At 44.9% G+C, this 439-nt stretch carries 2 tRNA genes; both read left to right on the top strand.

The window, feature by feature from the left end:
- Positions 1-98 precede the first annotated feature (98 nt).
- Positions 99-175: transfer RNA gene (locus GQ594_RS11900), tRNA-Ile, on the top strand.
- A gap of 52 nt (positions 176-227) precedes the next feature.
- Positions 228-303, top strand: a tRNA-Ala gene (locus GQ594_RS11895).
- Positions 304-439 lie beyond the last annotated feature (136 nt).

Here is a 439-nt window from a genome sequence, read left to right as displayed (position 1 = left end):
AGGTAACCGTAGGGGAACCTGCGGTTGGATCACCTCCTTACGAAGTGCTCGTAAGTGTTCACACAGATTGTTTGTTTAGAAGAAAGAGTCACTTTATTGGGTCTGTAGCTCAGGTGGTTAGAGCGCACCCCTGATAAGGGTGAGGTCGGTGGTTCAAGTCCACTCAGACCCACCAATTCGACGAAATTGAGCATTTTATTTTGAGTCGTTGAAGAAGTGAACACAATGGGGCTATAGCTCAGCTGGGAGAGCGCCTGCCTTGCACGCAGGAGGCCAGCGGTTCGATCCCGCTTAGCTCCACCATTAAAGAAGTCTCTTTTTAATTAAGTTATGTTTGTATTCACTTATTAGTTGATGATGAGTAAATAGAAAGATAAAGCTCTTTAACAATTAGGAACAAGCTGAAAGAAACGAGTTCTCGTTTTTGCGGAAGGAAGCG

Origin of the sequence: Gilliamella sp. Pra-s52 (assembly GCF_009795805.1) — a bacterium.
Taxonomy (GTDB): domain Bacteria; phylum Pseudomonadota; class Gammaproteobacteria; order Enterobacterales; family Orbaceae; genus Gilliamella.
Note: the sequence above shows the minus strand (reverse complement) of the source record. Positions and strands in the feature narration are given on the sequence as shown.